This is a genomic window from Mycobacterium sp. P2_H7, assembly GCF_056403275.1.
The window spans coordinates 268,792-289,785 of the sequence record NZ_JBFUFU010000001.1 but is presented as its reverse complement, the minus strand read 5'-3'; the positions used below and the strand labels follow the sequence as shown (position 1 = coordinate 289,785).

The 20,994-nt window shown below is 68.1% G+C and carries 19 protein-coding genes and 2 tRNA genes; 8 read left to right on the top strand and 13 right to left on the bottom strand.

Going from position 1 to position 20,994, the window contains the following annotated elements:
- Positions 1-85: 85 nt before the first annotated feature.
- The 8 genes from hadC to AC1DY7_RS01410 form a co-directional block, all read right to left on the bottom strand.
- Complete coding sequence (gene hadC, locus AC1DY7_RS01445) at positions 86-598, bottom strand: (3R)-hydroxyacyl-ACP dehydratase subunit HadC (protein ID WP_477491861.1); 513 nt, start codon at positions 596-598, stop codon at positions 86-88.
- A 3-nt stretch (positions 599-601) separates the two neighbouring features.
- Positions 602-1,030 (bottom strand): (3R)-hydroxyacyl-ACP dehydratase subunit HadB, encoded by a 429-nt coding sequence (gene hadB, locus AC1DY7_RS01440; protein WP_477491860.1) that lies wholly within the window; start codon positions 1,028-1,030, stop codon positions 602-604.
- Positions 1,017-1,493 (bottom strand): (3R)-hydroxyacyl-ACP dehydratase subunit HadA, encoded by a 477-nt coding sequence (gene hadA, locus AC1DY7_RS01435; RefSeq protein ID WP_477491859.1) that lies wholly within the window; start codon positions 1,491-1,493, stop codon positions 1,017-1,019. Before hadA ends, hadB begins: the two co-directional genes overlap by 14 nt.
- Positions 1,494-1,502: 9 nt before the next feature.
- Positions 1,503-1,670: a 50S ribosomal protein L33 gene (gene rpmG, locus AC1DY7_RS01430; RefSeq protein WP_003881823.1), complete on the bottom strand. Its 168-nt coding sequence runs from the start codon at positions 1,668-1,670 to the stop codon at positions 1,503-1,505.
- Between the two features lie 24 nt (positions 1,671-1,694).
- Positions 1,695-1,768 (bottom strand) — tRNA-Met (locus tag AC1DY7_RS01425).
- A gap of 39 nt (positions 1,769-1,807) precedes the next feature.
- A tRNA-Thr gene (locus tag AC1DY7_RS01420) sits at positions 1,808-1,880 on the bottom strand.
- Between the two features lie 130 nt (positions 1,881-2,010).
- Entirely contained in the window at positions 2,011-3,195 is a 1,185-nt protein-coding gene (locus tag AC1DY7_RS01415; RefSeq protein ID WP_477491858.1) for a globin domain-containing protein, read from the bottom strand.
- On the bottom strand, positions 3,192-3,641 hold the full coding sequence (locus tag AC1DY7_RS01410; protein ID WP_477491857.1) for an RrF2 family transcriptional regulator: 450 nt from the start codon (positions 3,639-3,641) through the stop codon (positions 3,192-3,194). Before AC1DY7_RS01410 ends, AC1DY7_RS01415 begins: the two co-directional genes overlap by 4 nt.
- A 127-nt stretch (positions 3,642-3,768) precedes the next feature.
- On the opposite strand from AC1DY7_RS01410, the gene AC1DY7_RS01405 reads away from it, so the two are divergent.
- The 5 genes from AC1DY7_RS01405 (at position 3,769) to AC1DY7_RS01385 (ending at position 8,435) form a co-directional block, all read left to right on the top strand.
- On the top strand, positions 3,769-4,482 hold the full coding sequence (locus tag AC1DY7_RS01405; RefSeq protein ID WP_477491856.1) for an MBL fold metallo-hydrolase: 714 nt from the start codon (positions 3,769-3,771) through the stop codon (positions 4,480-4,482).
- 103 nt (positions 4,483-4,585) lie between these two features.
- Positions 4,586-5,683, top strand: coding sequence for a DUF4352 domain-containing protein (locus tag AC1DY7_RS01400; RefSeq protein ID WP_477491855.1), 1,098 nt, complete (start codon positions 4,586-4,588; stop codon positions 5,681-5,683).
- A 220-nt stretch (positions 5,684-5,903) separates the two neighbouring features.
- The gene (locus tag AC1DY7_RS01395) at positions 5,904-6,779 is read left to right on the top strand and encodes a phospholipase effector Tle1 domain-containing protein (protein ID WP_477491854.1); all 876 of its coding nucleotides are present in this window, start codon (positions 5,904-5,906) and stop codon (positions 6,777-6,779) included.
- 82 nt (positions 6,780-6,861) lie between these two features.
- Entirely contained in the window at positions 6,862-7,704 is an 843-nt protein-coding gene (locus tag AC1DY7_RS01390; RefSeq protein WP_477491853.1) for a hypothetical protein, read from the top strand.
- 11 nt (positions 7,705-7,715) lie between these two features.
- Positions 7,716-8,435, top strand: a complete 720-nt coding sequence (locus tag AC1DY7_RS01385) for a crotonase/enoyl-CoA hydratase family protein (protein WP_477491852.1) — start codon at positions 7,716-7,718, stop codon at positions 8,433-8,435.
- An 84-nt stretch (positions 8,436-8,519) separates the two neighbouring features.
- Here the strand turns inward: AC1DY7_RS01385 and AC1DY7_RS01380 are convergent, their stop codons facing one another.
- Entirely contained in the window at positions 8,520-8,840 is a 321-nt protein-coding gene (locus AC1DY7_RS01380; protein ID WP_477491851.1) for a hypothetical protein, read from the bottom strand.
- 117 nt (positions 8,841-8,957) lie between these two features.
- Here AC1DY7_RS01380 and recC point away from each other — a divergent pair, with 117 nt between their 5' ends.
- The 3 genes from recC to recD are packed head-to-tail and all read left to right on the top strand — an operon-like array spanning position 8,958 to position 16,971.
- A complete protein-coding gene (gene recC, locus AC1DY7_RS01375; protein ID WP_477491850.1) occupies positions 8,958-12,125 on the top strand; it encodes an exodeoxyribonuclease V subunit gamma in 3,168 nt (1,055 codons plus the stop codon).
- Positions 12,122-15,364: an exodeoxyribonuclease V subunit beta gene (gene recB / locus AC1DY7_RS01370; protein ID WP_477491849.1), complete on the top strand. Its 3,243-nt coding sequence runs from the start codon at positions 12,122-12,124 to the stop codon at positions 15,362-15,364. The genes recC and recB overlap by 4 nt, the downstream gene beginning before the upstream one ends.
- On the top strand, positions 15,361-16,971 hold the full coding sequence (gene recD, locus AC1DY7_RS01365) for an exodeoxyribonuclease V subunit alpha (RefSeq protein WP_477491848.1): 1,611 nt from the start codon (positions 15,361-15,363) through the stop codon (positions 16,969-16,971). Before recB ends, recD begins: the two co-directional genes overlap by 4 nt.
- A gap of 1 nt (position 16,972) precedes the next feature.
- Here the strand turns inward: recD and AC1DY7_RS01360 are convergent, their stop codons facing one another.
- The 4 genes from AC1DY7_RS01360 to AC1DY7_RS01345 form a co-directional block, all read right to left on the bottom strand.
- Positions 16,973-17,122, bottom strand: coding sequence for a hypothetical protein (locus AC1DY7_RS01360; protein ID WP_477491847.1), 150 nt, complete (start codon positions 17,120-17,122; stop codon positions 16,973-16,975).
- Between the two features lie 170 nt (positions 17,123-17,292).
- Entirely contained in the window at positions 17,293-18,774 is a 1,482-nt protein-coding gene (locus AC1DY7_RS01355; protein ID WP_477491846.1) for a glycoside hydrolase family 130 protein, read from the bottom strand.
- On the bottom strand, positions 18,771-19,787 hold the full coding sequence (locus AC1DY7_RS01350; RefSeq protein ID WP_477491845.1) for a glycosyltransferase: 1,017 nt from the start codon (positions 19,785-19,787) through the stop codon (positions 18,771-18,773). Before AC1DY7_RS01350 ends, AC1DY7_RS01355 begins: the two co-directional genes overlap by 4 nt.
- A complete protein-coding gene (locus tag AC1DY7_RS01345; RefSeq protein WP_477491844.1) occupies positions 19,775-20,962 on the bottom strand; it encodes a glycosyltransferase in 1,188 nt (395 codons plus the stop codon). The genes AC1DY7_RS01350 and AC1DY7_RS01345 overlap by 13 nt, the downstream gene beginning before the upstream one ends.
- Positions 20,963-20,994 lie beyond the last annotated feature (32 nt).

Sequence of the window (20,994 nt, the reverse complement as noted above, 5' to 3'; positions counted from 1 at the left end):
ACCGGCCGATTTCCGAACCGACGGACAGCGCGCTGATGTGGGAAAACCCCGAGGACCGAGTGTACATCGGCCCAAGTCTTAGTTACTAATCCCCGACAGCCGCCGAACGTCGCACCTGACCGGTCTCCCGGTCGTACTGCATCGCCACCGAGTTGTCGCCTTCGTGGCCCATCAGCGTGGTGAACGCCTCCATGATGGTCACGCCGTCGTCGTCCGCGAGGATGTTGCGGGTTACGACGATGTCGGCACCGAACCGCTCGTCGATGGACTTGATTTCCAGGTGCGCGTGCAACCGGTCACCCACCCGGATCGGCCGGTGGTACACGAACCGCTGGTCCACCTGGATGATCTGCATGGTCTCGACGCCGACGTCGACATTGCGGAAGAAATCCTGCTGCACCAGCAGGGCGAGGATCGACGGGAACGTCGGGCCCGCCACCAGGGTGTCGTGACCGAGTTCCGCGGCGGCGGCTTCGCTCTGCGAGGCGGGATCATCGGACTTCACCGCGCGCGCGTACTGCTTGACCTGCTCACGGCCGACGACGAAGACCTCGGGGTACTTGTAGACCAGCCCCAGGATGTCAGGGTTGATGGCCATCGATCACGCCAGCTTTGCAATGGCGATGGCCCGGCCGAAGATCTTCTTGCCACCGGTGGTCGCGGAGAGGGCGATGGTCACCGACTTCGATTCCGGTTCGACGGACTTCACCCGGCCGTTGAAGACGATCTCGGCGCCCACACCGTCGTTGGGAACGGGGACGACGGCGGTGAAGCGGACGTTGTACTCGGTCACGGCGGCGGGATCGCCGACCCACGCGGTGACAAAGCCGCCACCCAGGCCCATGGTGAGCATGCCGTGCGCGATGGCGGTGTCGAGGCCGACCTGCTTGGCGATCTCGTCGTCCCAGTGGATGGGGTTGAGGTCACCGGACACGCCGGCGTAGTTGACCAGGTCCTGACGGGTCAGTGGAATGACGCGCTCGGGCAACACGTCGCCGACGGTGACCGAACTGAACTCACGCAGTGCCATCAGAAAAACCCTCTTCTCCGTCTCCCGCACGACCGGCGAGGGTCGTGTAGGCCTCCTGGACTACGTCACCATGCTCGTTGCTGATGACGTTCTTGGTGACGATGATGTCGGTGCCGTGGGCCTGTCGCACCGAGTCGACGTACACATCGCAGTAGAGCCGGTCGCCGGCTTTGATCGGCCTGACGAACTTCAGGGCCTGGTCCACCTGGACGATCTGGGCATCCTGAAGGCCGATGTTGGCATGGTCGAAGAACGCGACCTGCGCCACATACCCGAAGATGGAGATGAAGGTCAGCGGCGCCGGCAGTGAGTCATACCCGAGCTCGGCGGCGACGGCGTCATCGTGGAAGTACGCGTCGTCGTTCTTGACCGCGAGGGCGTGCTCGCGGATCTTCTCCCGGCCGACCTCGTACGCATCGGGATACCGATAGTGCATCCCGACGATGTTCGACGACAGAGCCACGACGAGAAGTTAGCGCGACTCTTTATGCGGCTGGTGGGTTCCGCAGTTGGGGCAGAACTTCTTGATCTCAAGACGGTCCGGGTCGTTGCGCCGGTTCTTCTTGGTGATGTAGTTGCGGTGCTTGCACACCTCGCAGGCCAAAGTGATCTTGGGCCGTACGTCGGTACTCGACGCCACGTTGTTGCCTCTCGTAGTTCCTTGTAGCGGTGGGGAGGCTCGATCTCCCGACCTCACGATTATGAGTCGTGCGCTCTAACCAGCTGAGCTACACCGCCCCGAATAGACGAAGGCGGCGATCCGCCTGGCGTCCACCGAGCCCCCTAACGGAATCGAACCGTTGACCTTTTCCTTACCATGGAAACGCTCTACCGACTGAGCTAAGGGGGCGTTGCACATCTTCGGCACTGCATCAGCCCTAGGGCCTTAAAGAGGGTACATTCCCGCGGATTGCGTTGCCAAAACGGCAGCGTAACCGGCTTCTCCGAGCTGGTCTGGAGCCCTCGCAGCGCCTCCGCGCCTAGGACAGCAGCCAGTCGTTAGGACTGAACAGCTCGCAGTGCACCCGCTGGACTCCCCGCGAGATCAGCTGATCGCGGACGGCCCGGACGAACCCGTCGGCACCGCACAGGTACACCTCGGCGCCGGCGGGCAGGTCGACCTCGTCGAGTCGCAGGAACCCGACATGCTCCCCTGCCGATCCCTGTGCGCCCTCCTCGTACCAGACGTCGAGGGTGGCGTCGGGCAGCGCGGCCACCAGTTCGCGCTGACGGTCCCGCAGCGGGTGCGTCTGCCCGCTGCGGTCGGCGTGCAGCACGACGACGCGGGTCGCCGGTTCCACCGCCTCCAGGATGCCGATCATGGGGGTGATGCCGACGCCCGCCGAGATGAGCACCAGCGGCGCCCCGGGCGTCGGGGTGGGCAGGTCGCCGAACGGCACGGTCACGTCGAGCAGATCACCGACCCGCAGGTTGTCCCGGATCCAGGTCGACACCTCGCCGGCCGGCTTGACCGCGAAGGTCAGTTCACCGCTACTGCTGCTGACGTTGATCAGGCTGTACTGGCGCAACTGGCGGGCCCCGTCCGGCAGGGTCACGCCGACGGATACGTACTGGCCCGGAGCGAACGACAAGGTGCCGGCGGCGAGCGGGGCCACGGTCACCTCGACGGCGCCGGACGGATCGTCCACCCGGGACAGCACCTGGGCCCGCCGGTAGACGTCACCGTCTCGGACGCCGGCACCGGCGTACAGCGCGCGCTCCAGATCGATCAGCGCCCCGGCCATGATCCAGAAGACCTGATCCCACGCGGCCGCCACCTCGGCCGTCACGGTGTCGGCGCCGAGCACCTCGACGATGGCCGCGAACAGGTTGTCGTGCACCACCGGGTACTGCTCGGCGACGATGCCCAGCGACGCGTGCTTGTGCCCGATCCGGGACAGCAGTTCCACCGGGTGGGGCAGCGCGGGGTCGACGAGGTGGGTGGCGAACGTCGCGATCGAGGCCGCCAGCGCGCGCTGCTGCGCGCCCTGGGCCTGATTACCGCGGTTGAACAGGTTGCGCAGCAGTTGCGGGTGATTCTCGAACAGCCGCCGGTAGAACGCCGTCGTGATGGCGTCGATGTTCGCGCCGATCAGCGGCAACGTCGCGGTGACGATCTCGGCGTTGGCCGGGTCCAGCTCCGCGGTCTCGGTGGTGGTGGTCATCGGGGATTCCTTTCCAGGGGAAGAGATATGACGGGCAGCAGGACGCTGCCCGACAGGTCGTCGATGGTGTAGCCGTCGAGTTGGCGGTAGAACGCGTCTTTGGCCTCGGCCAGGACGCGGCGCAGCCGGCAGGCGGGGATCAGCGGACAGGGATGCGCGCCGCCGGCGCAGTCGATGACTTCGGCGTCGCCCTCGAGGCGGCGCACCAGCCACCCCAGTGACGCGTGCCGGCCGTCGTCGGTGAGTTCGAGCCCCCCGACCCGGCCGCGCCGGGCATTGACCATCCCGAGTTCGACGAGCCGGGCGACGGCTTTGGCGATGTGGTTCTCCGACGCGTCGGCGCTCGTCGCGATGTTGCGGGTGGTGATCCGCCGGCCGTCCGTGTCGGCGGCGGCGAGCAGCATCATCGTCCGCAGTCCGAGATCGGTGAACCGGGTGAGGTGCATACCGCTGACGCTAGTAATTCCGCATCTGCGATGCAGCTTTTGTCGGTGTGCCGTTAAACACCTATTGACATGCGGTTTTTAGACCTGCGGTTATCTGCGTCACGCAGTCGCGCCCTAGTCTGTTCCCATGCCTGAAGACCGCCTGTACTTCCGTCAGCTGTTGTCCGGCCGCGACTTCGCCGCGGGCGACCCCATCGCCGAGCAGATGCGCAACTTCGCCTACCTCATCGGCGACCGCGAAACAGGTGACGCCGTCGTGGTCGACCCCGCGTACGCCGCCGGCGACCTGGTGGACGCGCTGGAGGCCGACGGCATGCACCTGTCGGGTGTGTTGGTGTCCCATCACCACCCCGACCACGTCGGCGGCTCGATGATGGGGTTCGAACTGAAGGGCCTGGCCGAACTGCTGGAGCGGGTGAGCGTGCCGGTTCACGTCAATGCCCATGAGGCGGACTGGGTTTCACGTATCACCGGCATCGCCCTGAGCGAACTGACCCAGCACCAGCACGGTGACAAGGTGGCCGTCGGCGATATCGAGATCGAGTTGCTGCACACCCCGGGCCATACGCCGGGCAGTCAGTGCTTCCTGCTCGACGGGCGGCTGGTGGCCGGCGACACCCTGTTCCTGGAGGGGTGCGGGCGCACCGATTTCCCGGGCGGCGACGTCGATGAGATGTTCCGCAGCCTGCAGGCGCTGGCCGCGCTGTCCGGCGATCCGACGGTGTTCCCCGGGCACTGGTATTCGGCCGACCCGAGCGCCCCCCTGTCGTCGGTCAAGAAGTCGAACTACGTCTACCGGGCGGGCAATCTCGACCAGTGGCGCATGCTCATGGGCGGCTGAGCACGGCCGACGCGGCCGGCCAAAGTCTCGCGGCGTTATCCGGGCTCGGCTATCGTGCGGGGTCACAGCGTCCCTGCGGCGCGTGACAGGGAGGAAGCCCTGCATGACGACACCGCCGACCCCGGCCGGCTGGTACCCCGACCCCGACGGAACGGGTGGTCAACGGTATTGGGATGGCGCGGGGTGGACCGAGCACCAAACCCCACCCGCCGCCCCACCCGCCGCTCCCGCGCCGGAGGAACCGCGCTCGTGGCCCTCTGAGCTGCCGCCGTGGCCGTCGGACATGGAGATGCCCTCCTGGGAGAAGGCCGCCAGCGAGCAGCCGACGTCCGTCGTCAGGATCTCGCAGCCCGAGTCCCAGGATCCGGAGCCGGAGACCGTCACTCCGCAACCGGTGGACGAGGTCGCGGAACCGGTGACCGAGACCCCGGAGCCGGATGAGCCGCCGGCGGCTCCAGAGCCCGAGACCACCGTCGTCAAGCCGCCCGAACCGCCCACCACCCCCTACCCCACCTACACCCCGCCACCCGGCTTCGGCGAACCGCAGGCGTCCCCGTATGCCGAGCCGGCGGCTTTCCAGCCCGCCGCCGCACCGGCAGGGAACGGGAACCTGGTCAAGGGTTACCTCGGCGGCGTCGGCGTCCTGCTCATCGCGCTGATCGCGACGCTGGTGTACGCCCTGGTCATCCACAAGCCCGACACCAACAACCTGAGCCTGCCGGGGATTTCGTCGAACGAGGACAGCTCGTCGTCGGCGGAGACGTCCGCGAAGAAGTCGAGTTCGCCGGAAACCGAGTCGCCGACCGAGACCGCCGCGCCGTCGGCAGGCGAGGCCGTCGACGGGGACGTCACGTTCACCCAGAACGGCATCGAGGTCGGGCCGACGATCACCGCGGCCGACAACGACCTGCTGTCCAAGACTGCGACCGGCGAGTTCGTCGTGGTGCACCTGACGCTGCTCAACAACGGTGAGTCGCCCGCCACCTTCATCGCCGAGCAGCAGATCCTCACCGCGGACGGCCAGACCTACACCCCGGATACCGAGGCGACGTTCTACCTCGGCGGTACGACCTCCGTGGTGTACCCCGGCGAGCCGGTCGAGGTCGCCATCGCGTACGACGTCCCACCCGGGAGCGTGCCCGAATCACTACAGGTGCACGGCGACATCTCCAGCGCCGGCGCCGTACTGAGCCTGAGTTAGCCGAACACCCCGCATCGCGTCAGCGGAGATTCGCCGCCAGCATTTCGGTGTCCGCCAAACGGTGGACAGACGACTGATTTCGTAGCGCGCTAGCTTTGATTTGGCCGAAATTCGTCGAGGCAGGCATGTTTTTCGGCTGATTCACGGACTGGCACCCGCCGGGCCGCGTAGGCAGAGTAATTCGCTGGTTTCGCTTGTGCTGCATCCGTCGGGGGTTGCTGTGACAAACATCGTGCTGTGCTTCGGCCAAGACGGACATTCCAATGCCGCCGAACTGTTCGACCTTCTCGACGACACCCAGCTCACCTGGTCCTACGCCGTTCCGCAGCGCCGCCGCGGCGCCGCGGACGAGGCGCGCGGTGCCATCACGGCGGGCTATCGCCATCTCATGACGCACTGGCGTCCGGGTGACGACATATTCGTCTTCGGCGCCGGTCGGGGCGGGTCGTGCGCGCAGGCCATCAGCCGACTTCTCGGCACCATCGGCGTACTCGACGGCGAACTCATCGACTACATGCTCGCCACCTACGCCGTGCCCCGGACACCGCGCTCCGGTCAGGACTGGCAGGACATCGGCGCGGTCGCCGCCGGCCTGACCGCGTATGCCGATGTCGCGATACCCGTACGGTTCCTGGGCTTGTGGGACGCCGCCAGGACGGCCGGTACCGCCGGATCCGTCGAGGTCCTGGCCGGCCGCCACGCAATGGCCATCGATGGCGGGCCGCGGTTCCAGCGGGTGGACGGCGTCGAGGAAGTCTGGTTCCGCGGCACGCATCGCAGCGTCATCAGCGACGCCCTCACGCTGGAATGGGTCCTCGACGGGGCCACCCGGGCCGGCTTGCGGGTCCGCACCGAACCGGCGGCGCCTTCGACGCTGCGCCGCGAACCTCTCGTCCGCGGTACGCGGCGGATACCGGACGCCGCGGCGGTACACGCCAGCGTCGAGATGCACGTGCGTGCTCACCCCCACTACTGGCGCAGATTGCCCGCCGAAGTGGTGTGGACCGACACCGACTGGCTGGCCCGCGCCGAACGGCTGGTGCAGGCCGAACCGCAGCGTCCGCTCGCGTCCCCGGCGCTGGCCACCGCCAGCTAGCAATGCCGAGTGTTGCGGTTTACGCAACACTTAGCGAAGCGCTACTGTCCAGAGCGCAATCGGACGAACGGGTGGGGGCGCTGTGCAGTGGATTCGTGAGCGATGGACCGATCTGGTGGGTCTCGGGTCGGGCGCCTGGCTCACCATCGCCGCGTGGGCGGGGCTGCTGCTCGCCGTCATCGCACTCATCTTCGTCGCGCGGGTGATCAAACGGAATCGCCAGCTCAAGCACGATGAGCTGAGGCCCCACGTGGTGATGTACATGGAGCCGAATGCCGGCGACTGGCACGTCATCGAGCTCGTGGTCCGCAATTTCGGCAAGTCGGCGGCGCACGATGTCGAGTTCCACTTCCCCGGTCAGCTGACCGTCGGCCGGTACGAGGACGCCTACGACGACGGGCCACCCGAGGTCGCCGTTCTGCCGCTCCCCAGCGAACTCAAGCAACTCGCACCCGGGCAGGAATGGCGAACTGTCTGGGACTCGGCCATCAGCCGCGAACAACTGGGCGGTGAGATCGCCTCCCGGTTCGACGGCACCCTGACCTACCGTGATCGGCCCAGCGGCGAGAAGGGCAAGCGCCGCGGATACGACGCCGAGGTGGTGCTCGACTGGGCAACCCTGCAGCCGGTTCAGCGACTCGACCTGATGCTCACCCACGATCTGGCCAAGCGGGAGAAACAGAAGTTGGAGTTGCTGCGCAGCATGCTCACCTACTTCCACTACGCATCCAAGGAAACCCGGCCCGACGTGTTCCGCGCCGAGATCGACCGGATGAACCGTGCGGTGCGCGAGACGCAGGACCGCTGGCGCACGCGCCAGGTCGATGAGACGACCGAGCTGGACTTCCCGTGGATCGAGGAGAAGCGGCCGGCGGGCAGGCATCATTCGAGCCCCGCCATAAAAATTCGTAACCACGCTCCGTAACATCCGCAGCTATGACGAGCCCGGTGAGCTACTCGGTGAACGAATCCGTCGCGACGATCACGCTCGACGACGGCAAGGTCAATGCCCTGTCCCCCGCCATGCTGGCGGACATCAACGGGGCACTGGACCAGGCGGACGCCGACATCACTGCCGGCACCGTGAAAGCCGTGGTGCTGGCGGGTAATTCGCGGGTGCTCAGCGGCGGGTTCGAACTGAGCGTGTTCAGCTCGGGCGACGCCGCAGCCGGTCTGGGCATGCTGACCGCCGGGTTCGAACTGTCGGTGCGCGTGTTGAGTTTCCCGGCGCCGGTCGTGATCGCGGCCACCGGTCATGCCATCGCGATGGGATCGTTCCTGCTCCTCAGCGGCGACCACCGGGTGGGTTCGGACAAGACTCGCTGCCAGGCCAACGAGGTCGCCATCGGGATGACCCTGCCGATCGCCGCTATCGAGATCATGCGGATGCGGCTGACCCGGGCGGCGTTTTCCCGGGCCGTCTCCGTGGCGGCGACGTTCACCGGCGAGGCCGCGATCACGGGCGGCTGGCTGGACGAGACCGTCGAACGCGACGACGTGCTGGCCCGCGCCCAGGCGGTGGCGGCCGAATACGCCGGGACCCTGCACCTGAAGGCGCACCTGGCCAGCAAGCTCAAGGCGCGCGCGTCGGCCATCGACGCCATCCGTGCCGGAATCGACGGCCTGGCCGAAGAGTTCGCCCTCACCACGACGTAGGTCCGCGCACCAGGTTCGCCCACTGGGTCTGGCCGCCGGCCAGGCATCGGGCACAGACCGAAGTGCCCACCTCCGAGCGACTTTTCAGCGACTCGGTGGGCGCGCCCTTGCCAACGCATCGGCGCGCGCCCGCAGATTCCGTACGCGCAGCTCTATTCGATACTCGGTGGCCCGCGGCATCTCCCCTGAGCTGTAGCGGCCGCGGCCCCGCGGCCACACCCTGCCGTGGCCGATCTCCCAACGCAGCGCGTCGGACACCGTCTTCGACGGCCTGCCTCCGACGTCGAACCCGCAGACCGTCAACCGGTCGATCAGTTCGGCCACCGTCGCAGGCCCCTCGTGGGCGAGCAGCCAGGTCAACAGGTATCGCAACTCCACACCTCGGACCCGTAAACGAGCGGACATGCCACCACGCTCACACAGGGGTCTGACAACCCCCTTCCTGTCGCTGAAAAGTCGCTCGGAGGCGGGCACTCGCATACCTGCTCCGGCCCGCGCCGACGAGTGGCTATGGTGACTTCGATGGCCCTGCACCTGCACCGCGCCGAGCGCACGGATCTGCTCGCCGATGGTCTGGGCGCGCTGCTGGCCGAACCGCTGCCCGACCCGTTCGCCCGGGAACTGGTGCTGGTCCCCGCCAAAGGCGTCGAACGCTGGCTCAGTCAGCGGCTTTCGGACCGGCTCGGCGTCTGCGCGGGGGTCGAATTCGCCAGTCCACGTTCCCTGATCGCCGAACTCACCGGCACCACCCGGGACGACCCCTGGTCACCCGACGCCCTGGTGTGGCCGCTGCTGGCCACCATCGACGAGAATCTCGACCAGCCCTGGTGCGCCACCCTGGCCGCCCACCTGGGCCACACCGAAACCGGAGACGAGCGGGAACTGCGGCAGGGCCGCCGTTACGCGGTGGCCCGCAGGCTGGCCGGGCTCTTCGCGTCCTACGCGCGCCAACGCCCCGAACTGCTCGTCGACTGGGCGGCCGTCGATGCGGACCTGGCGTGGCAACAACCGCTGTGGCAGGCCCTGGTCGCCAGGATGGACACCGATCCGCCACACGTCCGGCACGCGAAAACCCTTGCGCGTCTGCGGGATGCACCGTCGGCCGGACTACCGCAGCGGCTGTCGCTGTTCGGGCACACCCGGCTGCCGATCACCGAGATCGAACTGCTCGACGCCCTGTCCACCCACCATGATCTGCACCTGTGGCTCCCCCACCCCAGCGACCACATGTGGCACGCGCTCGCCGATCACCGGGAGCGGATCCCGCGCCGCGCCGACACCGGCCACCGCGCCGTCGGGCATCCCCTGCTGGCTACCCTGGGCCGGGATCTCCGTGAACTCCAGCGGGCGCTGCCCACCGGTGCGACCGATGAATACCTGCCCGCCGCAACATATCCGGACACCTTGCTGGGCTGGCTGCAATCCGACATCGCCGCCGACCGGCTCCGCCCGGCCGGCCGCCGACACCAGCTCACCGACCGCTCCGTGCAGATGCACGCGTGCCACGGCCCGGCCCGCCAGGTGGACGTGCTGCGTGAGGTCCTGCTGGGCCTGCTCGCCGACGACGCCACCCTGGAACCCCGCGACATCCTGGTGATGTGCCCCGACATCGAGACCTTCGCGCCGCTGATCTCGGCCGGCTTCGGGCTGGGCGAGGTGGTGCACGGTGCTCATCCGGCGCATCGGCTGCGCGTGCGGTTGGCCGACCGCGCTCTGGTGCAGACCAATCCGCTGCTGGCGGTGGTGGCACAACTGCTGGCCTTGGCCGGCGGACGCGCCACCGCGAGCGACGTACTGAACCTGGCCGCGTCCGCACCGGTACGCGCCCGGTTCTCCTTCACCGACGACGACCTCGACGCCGTGACCTCCTGGGTCAGGGAAGCCAACATCCGCTGGGGCTTCGACAAGCAGCATCGCGCCCCGTACGGAGTCGACTTCTTGCACAACACCTGGCGTTTCGGCGTGGACCGCGTACTGGCGGGCGTTGCGCTGTCCGACGATTCGCGCACCTGGCTGGACACCACGCTGCCGCTCGACGATGTGAGCAGCAACCGTGTCGAACTGGCAGGCCGGTTCGCGGAATTCGTCGATCAACTGCACCGGACCATCGTCGCCCTCGGCGGCACCCGCCCGCTGGGTGAATGGCTGCAGGCGTTGACCACCGGTCTCGATGCGCTGGCCCACGACGACGAGGATTGGCCGCGAGCCCAGGTGCAGCAGGAGTTCGCCGCCATCCTCGATGGTCCGGCCACGACGCCGATATTGTTGCGGCTCAGTGATATTCGTGCGTTACTGGATCGGCGACTGGCGGGCCGGCCCACCCGCGCCAACTTCCGTTCGGGCACGCTGACGGTGTGCACCATGGTTCCGATGCGGTCGGTGCCGCACCGGGTGGTGTGTCTGGTGGGCCTCGACGACGGGGTCTTCCCCCGTCTCAGCGCCGTCGACGGCGACGACATCCTGGCCCGCGACCCGATGACGGGTGAGCGCGATATCCGCTCCGAGGACCGCCAACTACTCCTGGACGCCATCGGCGCGGCCACCGAGACGCTCGTCATCACCTACACCGGCGCCAACGAGTACACCGGGCAGAGCCGCCCGCCCGCGGTGCCGATCGCCGAACTGCTCGACACCCTGCACCTCACCAGCGCAGGCCCGGTCTCGGTGGTGACCAGACATCCGTTGCAGCCCTTCGATATCCGCAATGTCGAGCCGGACCCGACCGGACGCCCGTTCACCTTCGACCCGACGGCACTGACGGCGGCCCGGGCCATCTCCGGTCACCGCGAACCGCGGCCGGTCTTCGTCTCGGGCCCGCTTCCCGCACCGGCGGTCACCGACGTCGAACTGGCCGAGTTGGTGCGGTTCTTCAACGATCCGGTGAAGGGCTACTTCCGCGCCCTGGACTTCACGCTGCCATGGGATGTCGACGGGGTCTCCGACGAGATGCCGGTGGACATCGATGCGCTGCAGGAGTGGACCGTCGGGGATCGGATGCTGGCCGACATCCTCGCCGGCCTGACACCGCAGGATGCCCAACAGGCCGAATGGCGCCGCGGCACGCTGCCCCCGGGCCGGCTGGGCTGGCGACGGGCCATCGAGATCCGGGACCAGGCCGCGCTCCTGGCGGCCGAGGCACTACGCCACCGCGACGTCGAGGGCGCGGCATTCGACGTGGACATCGAACTGGAGCCGGGCCGGCATCTGACGGGAACGGTGACGCCGGTGTTCGGGAACCGGCTCTCGGCGGTGACGTACTCGAAACTCGACGGCAAACACCTGCTCAAGGCGTGGATCCCCTTGCTGGCGTTGAGCGCTCATGACCCCACCCGGTCGTGGGCGGCGACGTGCATCGGACGGCCCCGGCGCGGTAGCACCCCCCGGGTGCAGACATTGGCGGCCCCGGCGTCGGCGCTGCCGGTACTGCGCGAACTCGCCTCGCTCTACGACGAAGGCCGCCGCGTCCCGTTGCCCCTTCCGGTGAAGACCTCCTATGCCTGGGCTGCAGCGCGCGAAGCCGGCGACGACCCCGAACAGGCGGCCAACTATCGCTGGCGCAACGAATCCGAGGACAAGGCCATCGAACGGGTGTGGGGCCGCGGAGCCCGGCTCAGCGACCTGGCCGGCATCGACGACTTCGCCCAACGGCTGTGGGTACCGCTGCTGCGGGCCGAAAGTGGCATGCAGTGAAGACATTCGACCTCCTCGGTCCGCTGCCCGCACCGCTGTCGACGACGGTGCTGGAGGCCAGTGCCGGCACCGGCAAGACGTTCGCGCTGGCCGGTCTGGTCACCCGGATGGTGGCCGAAGGCGTGGCCAAGCTCGACCAGATGTTGCTGATCACCTTCAGCCGGTCGGCCAGCCAGGAACTGCGCGAACGGGTGCGCGCCCAGATCGTCAGCGCGCTGGCCGCCATCGACGACCCGGCACGGGCGGCCAACGAACTGGAGCGGCACGTGTGTGCCACCGACACCCAGGCCCGCCGGCTGCGCCTGCACGACGCCCTGGCCGGATTCGATTCCGCGACCATCGCCACCACCCATCAGTTCTGTCACATCGTGCTCAAATCCCTTGGCGTTGCGGGTGACAGCGACAGCGGCGTGACGCTGGTAGAGAGCCTCGACGCGGTGGTGGGCGAGATCGTCGACGACCTGTACCTGGCCCATTTCGGGATGCAGCGCGACGACCCGATCCTCGGGTACCGCGCGGCCCTGAAACTGGCCCGCGAGGTGGTCAACCACCCGGCTACCGAGCTGCGCCCGGTCGACCCGGAGCCCGACTCCTACGCGGCGGTGTGCCTGGCGTTCGCCCGGGACGTGCTCGCCGAACTGGAAATTCGCAAACGGCGCAGCGGGATCCTGGGTTATGACGATCTGCTGACCCGGCTGGCGGCCGCGCTCGAGCATCCCGATTCCGCCGCGCGGATCCGGATGCCGCAACGCTGGCCGATCGTCATGGTCGACGAATTCCAGGACACCGACCCGGTGCAATGGCAGGTGATCGAGCGGGCGTTCACCGGCCGGTCGACGCTGGTGCTGATCGGTGATCCCAAGCAGGCGATCTACGCATTCCGTGGCGGCGACATCGACACGTACTTGCGCGCGGCCGACACCGCCGGGGACAAGCAGACGCTGGGCACCAATTGGCGCAGCGATGCCGCACTCGTCGACCGGCTGCAGGTGGTGCTGGGCGGCGCTCAACTCGGTGGTCCCGGCATCGTCGTGCACGAGGTGACGGCGCATCACCAGGGACACCGGTTGGCCGGTGCGCCCCACAATGATCCGTTCCGGCTGCGGGTCGTCACCCGCGGCAACTCCCACACACGCACCATGCAGATCGACCGCTTGCGCACCCACATCGGCAAGGACCTGGCGGCCGATATCGGCGCCCTGTTGGCCGGCGGCGCCACGTTCGACGGCGACCCCGTCGAGGCCCGGCACGTCGCGGTGATCGTCGAGACGCACAAGGACGCCAGGGCCTGCTTCGACGCCCTGTCCGATGCAGGGATCCCCGCGGTGTACACCGGGGACACCAACGTGCTGGGTTCGGAGGCCGCCGCGGACTGGCTGTGCCTGCTGGAGGCCTTCGACCAGCCGCACCGCCCCGGCCTGGTGCGGGCCGCGGCGGCCACCGCATTCTTCGGGGAGACGGCGGAAACCCTTGCCGCAGGCGCTGACCGGCTGACCGATCGGGTGGCCGAGACGCTGCGGACGTGGGCCGGGCATGCGCGCGAGCGCGGGGTGGCGGCGGTGTTCGAGGCGGCGCAGCTGGACGGGATGGGCCGGCGGGTGCTGTCCCGCCAGGGTGGCGAACGGTTGATGACCGACCTGTCGCACATGACCCAGCTGCTGCAGGACACCGCGCACAACGAGGGATTCGGGTTGCCCGCGCTGCGGGATTGGTTGCGCACGCAGAGTGCCGACGGCGGTGCGGCGGCCGAACGGAATCGGCGGCTCGACAGTGATGCCGCGGCAGTGCAGATCATGACGGTGTGGGTGTCCAAGGGTCTGCAATACCCCATCGTGTACCTGCCGTTCGCCTTCAATCGGTACACACCCGACCCCGACCCTGTGCTCTACCACGAGGATTCGGCCCGCTGTCTGTACGTCGGCGGAGCCGTGCCCGCGGTGCTGCGGGCGGGCAAGGCCGAGGCTGCAGCCAATGACAGCCGGCTGACCTACGTGGCGCTGACGCGGGCACAGTCGCAGGTGGTGGCGTGGTGGGCGCCGTCGTATTACGAGCCCAACGGTGGCCTCTCGCGGCTGTTACGCGGGCGGGCGCCGGGGACGGCCGAGGTACCGGAAGTCTGTGCGCCGGCGAAGATCTCCGACGCCGATGCGCTGGCCCGGCTGCGGGCGTGGGCGGATGCGGGCGGGCCGGTGCTGGAGGAATCGGTGATCGTGCCGTTCACCGCGGCCCGGGCGGCCGCGCCCACCGCCGATCTGTCGGTGCGCCGGTTCCAGCGGTCCATCGACACGGCGTGGCGGCGCACGTCGTATTCCGGGTTGTTGCGGGCCGCCGAGGAAGGCGAGACCGCAGGTGTGTCCAGCGAGCCCGAGGTGGCCGAGCTGGACGACGAGATCGCCGACATCGCACTGGTATCCCCCGCGTCGGGTGCCGACACACCGTCGCCGATGGCCGACCTTCCCACGGGAGCCGCCTTCGGCTCGCTGGTGCACGCGGTGCTGGAGACGGCGGACCCGTCGGCCGCAGACCTCGCAGCGGAGCTGCGGAACCAGGTGCAGGCGCACGCGGCCCGCTGGCCCGTCGAGGTGCCCGCGGCCGACCTGGCCGCCGCCCTGGTCCCGATGCACGACACCCCGTTGGGACCGCTGGCCCCCGGAATCACGCTGCGACAGATCGGACCGGCGGATCGACTGTGCGAGTTGGATTTCGAGTTCCCACTGGCCGGCGATGACCGGACCCTGGCCGGCCTCGGAGCCCTGGTGGGCCGCCATCTGCCTGCCGATGACCCACTGGCCTGCTACGCCGAACGGTTGTCGACGGGCGCCTTGGGCCGGCAGTCGTTGCGCGGCTATCTGTCCGGCTCGATCGACGTGGTGCTGCGGGTGCCGGACGGTTCGGTCGCCCGATACGTGGTGGTCGACTACAAGACCAACTGGCTGGGCACCTCGGATGCACCGCTGACCGCGGCCGACTACGGCCGGGACCGCATGGTCGAGGCGATGCTGCATTCCGACTACCCCTTGCAGGCACTGCTCTACAGCGTCGTCCTGCACCGGTATCTGACCTGGCGACTTCCCGGGTATGCGCCCGAGGCCCATCTGGGTGGGGTGATGTATCTGTTCGTACGCGGCATGTGCGGCCCCGAAACCCCTGTGGTGGATGGTCATCCGGCCGGCGTGTTCAGCTGGGCGCCGCCTGCGGCACTGGTGACGGAGCTGTCGGCGTTCCTGGAGGGTGCATGATCACCGATTTCGAGCCCGCCGATACCCATGTGGCACAACGGTTGACGGCGCTGACGGGTGAGACCGACGAGTCCGTGGTTCTGGCCGTCGCGCTGGCTGTGCGCGCGTTGCGCGGCGGATCCGTGTGCGTGGACCTGCGGGCCGCGGCCGCGGAGTTGGACCGGGACGCCGATGCGTGGCTGGCCGCGGTGCGGGCCAGCCCGTTGGCGGGCACTCCGCCGGTGCTGCATCTGCTCGGCGATCTGCTCTACCTGGACCGGTACTGGCGGGAGGAGCAGCAGGTGTGCGACGACGCGCTGGCACTGCTGGCGGCCGTCCCGCCCGGTCCGTCGCCGGATGTGGCTCGGCTGTTCCCCGACGGCTTCGGCGAGCAACGCGCCGCCGCCGAACTTGCTCTGTTCCAAGGACTTACCGTCTTGACCGGCGGCCCGGGAACCGGCAAGACCACCACCGTGGCGCGGCTGCTGGCGCTGCTCGTCGAGCAGTCGGCCCTGGCAGGCACACCGCCGCCGCGGATCGCGCTGGCCGCACCGACAGGCAAGGCGGCCGCGCGGCTACAGGAGGCGGTCGCCGCCGAGGCGGCCCGGCTCGACCCCGCCGACCGTGCCGGCCTGATGGGGTTGCCGGCCACCACGCTGCACCGCTTGCTCGGCCCGCGACCGGACACGTCGTCGAGGTTCCGGCACCATCGCGGCAACCGGCTGCCGCACGATGTCATCGTGGTCGACGAGGCCTCGATGGTGTCGCTGACGATGATGGCCCGACTGCTCGAAGCCGTCCGCCCACAGACCCGGCTGCTGCTGGTCGGCGATCCCGATCAGCTGGCGTCGGTGGAAGCCGGCGCGGTGCTGGCCGATCTGGTGGACGGACTGGGCGCAGATCGTGTTGCCGCGCTGCGTACCTCGCACCGATTCGGTGAGTCGATCGGTGCGCTGGCCACCTCGATCCGCGACGGTGACGCCGACGGCGCTCTGGAAATCCTCGCCGCCGGTGGACCTCACATCACTTGGATTCCCACCAGCGAATCCCTGCGCGACATCCTGCTGCCGCACGCGCTGCGGCTGCGGGCGGCCGCGCTGCTCGGCGACGTCGGCACCGCCACCGCCGCCCTGAGCGAGCACCGGTTGCTGTGCGCACACCGGCACGGTCCGTTCGGCGTGACGCACTGGAACCGCCAGGTGCAGCGGTGGCTCACCGAGGCGACCGGCGAACCGATGTGGTCCACCTGGTATCCGGGCAGGCCGGTGCTGGTGACCGCCAACGACTATGGCCTCAAGCTGTACAACGGGGACACCGGGATCACCGTGACGACGCCGGACGGGCTGCGGGTGGCGTTCGGTGCCGCGTCGTTGTCGACCAGCCGGCTCGCCGAGGTCGACACCATGCATGCGATGACGATCCACAAGTCACAGGGCAGCCAGGCCGATGAGGTCACCGTGTTGCTGCCGTCGGAGGATTCGAGACTGCTGACGCGGGAGTTGTTCTACACCGCGGTGACGCGCGCCAAGAAGGCGGTGCGCGTGGTGGGCTCCGCAGCCGAGGTTCGCGCCGCTATCGACCGTCAGGCCGTGCGCGCGACAGGACTCGGCCTGCGGCTGCGCCGATAGGTCAGACGGTCCGTGCGGCGAATGCTGCGCTGGAGATGATGCCGATCGCCAGTGCCAGCGTGCCGTAACCGAGCACGGCCGCCGCGACCACTGCGGCGATCGAGCCGAGGCCCAGAACCACCAGCAGACCTGCTAACAATGCTCCGGTCATGTCCACCCTTTCGTATGACTGCCGTCACAATGTAGCGCATGTGGTGGGCTGAATCACACCAATGCCGGGACACGATTCGGTGGCGAACTACTTACGCGCATTTGCCCAGGTCAACGGGCTAAATTTGCTTGCCTTTCGGCCTATTTTGCCTTGCCGATCGGCCGACTAAGTTACGTGGCGTGCAATAACGCAAGGAGCGGCCCGAGAGGGGCGGTGGCGAAGCCGATGGCACAGTCGCCGACGCCATAGGGGATCAGCAGGTTCTCGGCATGCACCATGGCGCCACACGAATACACCACGTTGGGCACGTACCCGTCCCGCTCGTCGCGGGTGGGGTACAGCAGCGGATCGGACAACCGGCCGATCATGCGGGTCGGGTCATCGAGGTCGAGCAGGATGGCCCCGATCGCGTAGGTACGCATGGGGCCTACTCCGTGGGTGAGCACGAGCCACCCGGCATCGGTTTCGATCGGCGCGCCGCAATTGCCCAACTGCAACACCTCCCACGGCAGGGCAGGACGCTGACAGGGAGTCGTTCCCGCCCACACCGATGGATGGTCGGTGAACGCGACGGTGTTCGATTCCCGGTCCGAGCGCGACATCGCGGCGTAGCGCCCGTGCACGCGGCGGGGAAACAGCGCCAGGCCTTTGTTCGCCGCCGCGCGGCCGACCATCGGGACCGAGGTGAAGTACCGAAAGTCGTTGGTGGTCAACAACTGCTGGCTGATCTGCGATCCGCTGTAAGCCGTGTAGGTGGCGTAGTAGGTCACGCTCCCGTCGTCCTCGACAAAGCGCACGAAGCGCGCGTCCTCGACCCCCGCCGCCTCGGCTTCGTTGGCAGGCCACAGAATTCGCTCGGAAAGCGCTGTTTCCCGGGGAAATTCGACGCCATGGCTCCGAGAGGCGATCGATGTGATCACGGCGATGGTCTCGGCAGCATGTACGCGGGTGCGCCGGTTCTGGCGCAACTGTTCCAGCCGCTCGTCGAGATCGACCCGGGTGAACCGGGCACCCAGGCTGTCGAGCACGTAGCCGGCGTCCTCCCCCGCCCGACCCAGCCGTGCCAACTCGCTGCGCAACACCGCGGCATCGAGCAACGTCGGCACCAGGGTCCCCACGGCCGCGAATGGCACTGCCGGGTCGATGTCGACACGGCCTCGGTCATCGACGATGCCCGTCCGGAAACCGATCGAAGACAGATGCCCTTCGCCGATACCGCGCACGCTCATGACAAAACGCAGGCTGCCCGCCGGTACACCGGACTGATCGGGGTGAGCGACCATACTCGGGTTGCACAACGCGGCGCCTTCGACCGCGTACTCACTGGTGAAAGTGGCGCCCAGCAACAGTGTTCGCGCGTCCGACAGTTCGACCCCCGGCTTCAGACGGTCGGCGAGTTCCCGCGCATGCCGCCGGAATACGCCGACGAGATCGCGATGACGATCGTCGAACCTGTCGACGACATCGCTCAACGCCACGCGGACGGCATCCTCGTCCAGTGCCAGGATGCGGTCCAGCACCGCTCCGGCGCGCGACTCCTGGGCTTCGAAACCTTCTTGGCCCGGCACGAACAACCGGGTGATGACGCGCGACCGGTCGGCCTCCAGCCGTACCGGGGCACGCTTGACCAACCCCTGCACCACCGATGTCACAACGAGGCACCGGTGAAACGACGGGCCTGCTGGATGGTCGACAACACGGCCAGCGTCGACTCCGCGCCCTGATTGAGGTTCACCGCGTCGGCGTGCAACCCGTCGTACCCGCCACCTGTTTCGGGATCCCACATCGGCAGATTCGCGTCGTTGTCACCCTCGAACCACGCCACCGCAGCCCGCACGGTGTCGGGCCAGAGGGGGCGCGCGTCCATCGTCGCGGCCCGGGCGCAAGCGTCGGCGAGCGCGGAGATCTCGATCGGCTGCTGGTCGAACGCCGGGCGGGGTTCGCCGGCCGACCAGCCCGTCGTGGGAGTCGGCGAAAGATGGTCCCCATTCGTCTCGCGCTCGATCAGCCAACCCAGCAGCTCGATCCCACGCTCACCCAGTTGCGGGTCGTCGGTGGCGACTGCCGCCGCGATCATCGCCTCGGCAATCACGGCATTGGCATAGGTGAGGCGCGGTTCCGGCCAAGGCCATCCGACGTCACCATGCGGCGCGCTCAGGCCTGCGACATAGTCGGCGACGAGCTTGCGAGCCGCCACATTTCCCGGCTCGACGCTGAGCAGTTCGGCCGCACCGACAGTGGCGAACGCCATGGCCCGCGGCCACCTGGAACGACCATGCGCGGCGCGCTCGAACTGGACCACCGCCAGCTTGCGGATCAATCCGATGTCGCTGTGGGCGGCCGCGGTCCCCAGCCCCCACAGACACCGGCCCCAGCAGTCTTCGAAGGTATAGCTGTCGGTCCACCGGCCGGTGTGGTCCATCCTGTTCCGGCACCCGCCGGAGTAGGCCTGCGCCTCGTTCAGGAACCGCACCGCGACCCGCGCCAATCCATGGACGGCGTCACTGGCGCCGGATTCTCTGCTGACGACAACCAGCACCCTGGCCATGTCGTCGGTGCAGTAGCCGTGCTCGCGCCGGGGGATGGTGCCACAGGCGTGCTCGAACGTGCCGTGATGGTCCGACAATGCCAACAGATGATCGAACCTCGGTGCTAGCTCAGCCATGTCCGCCTGGACCGTGTCGCCATGAGCCGTTGCGCCAGTGCCTGGTAGCGACTGGCGATGACCGGCCAGGCCATCGCGGGTGCGATCCGGCGCGCCTCTGCCGCCATCGCACCGGCCAGCCGGGGCTTGGTCAGGACCGAGTGGATCGCGGTGGTCATCGCCTCCTGGTCGTCATGTGGCACAACGATGCCGGCTCCGCCGGCCAGCAGTTCGACGGCGTGCGGGAAGGCGGTGGCGATCACCGGACGGCCGGCGGCTATCGCGTCGACCAAGACACCGGAGGTGACCTGCTCGGTGGAGTCGTAGGGCAACACCACGACGGAAGCAGATTGCACGAGGGATGACAGCGACTGCACATCCCGGTAGCCGGCGTCGAAGTGCACATGGGCGGCCACACCGGTGCGCCGCGCCTGCTCGATGCGAGCGTCACGGTAGGTTTCCCCCTCGGCCGCAAGCACTTTCGGATGCGTGCGTCCGGCAACCAGATAACGCGGATTGCCACTGAGAGTGTGCAGCGTCCCCATCGAATCGATGACCCGCTCGATGCCTTTACCCGGTCCGAGCAAGCCCCAGGTCAACAACGTGGGGCGCCCGCTGCGATTGGTGTGGGTAGCAGGGGACACCGTTGCGCCGTGCGGAATGGTGGTCACTTTTCGGCGTTCCACACCCAATCCGGCGCACAGGCGAGTTCCCGCCGACTCGGACATCACCACGACGTGATCGGCCAGCGCTGTCACGGCCAGCAATACCGAAAGCTGGTGCGGGGTAGGGTCCTTCGGCACGGTGTGGACCACGACGATCGAAGGTACCTCCAATGCGCCAAGGATATCCACCACCTCATCGCCGTCGGTTCCGCCGTAGATACCGAATTCGTGCTGGATGACGGCGACATCGCTCGCGCCCAGCAGGTCCGAGCAGGCGGCAACCGATGCCGGCGACCCATTGATCAACTCGCCGACGACACGGGCGCTGCGGGTGGGTGCACCGTCGGCGATTCGCACCACGTTGACCTCGGCGCCGAAGCTGGACAGTCCGTCCGCGAGCGCCGCACTGAAGTTCGCCAGACCACATGGCGTGGGCGGATAGGTACTGAGAATTCCGAAGGTGGGGTGATCCGCCCGGCGACGGTCCAGTAGGGGCGTGTGTGAGAACTGATACGTGGACGAGGAATTCAAGGTGATCCAGACAGCAGGACGACACCGATATG